Genomic DNA, 303 nt, shown 5'->3' on the forward strand with positions numbered 1-303 from the left:
CCCACAGGGTCCCCCCTGCAGTACCATCGGCGCTGTGAGGCTTAGCTTCCGGGTTCGGAATGTAACCGGGCGTTTCCCTCACGCTATGACCACCGAAACCCTATCGGGTATTCAGCGAAACACACTTTTCAGTTGATAAGTGTTTCTTGTGTTCGCCGGCGATAGCTGTTCGCTACCCGGGAACCACACAGTGAACGCGAGCGTCTGAGGACAAGCCCTCGGCCTATTAGTACCGGTCAACTCCACCCCTCACAGGGCTTCCATACCCGGCCTATCAACCCAGTCGTCTACTGGGAGCCTTAC

Annotated in this window: 2 rRNA genes; both read right to left on the reverse strand. The window is 57.1% G+C overall.

Annotated elements, in window-relative coordinates:
- Positions 1–97: ribosomal RNA gene (gene rrf, locus VM95_RS39555) — 5S ribosomal RNA — on the reverse strand; the annotation flags it as partial.
- Between the two features lie 109 nt (positions 98–206).
- Positions 207–303 (reverse strand): 23S ribosomal RNA (locus tag VM95_RS38215); the annotation flags it as partial.

This window comes from Streptomyces rubellomurinus (genome assembly GCF_000961885.1).
Lineage (GTDB): Bacteria > Actinomycetota > Actinomycetes > Streptomycetales > Streptomycetaceae > Kitasatospora > Kitasatospora rubellomurina.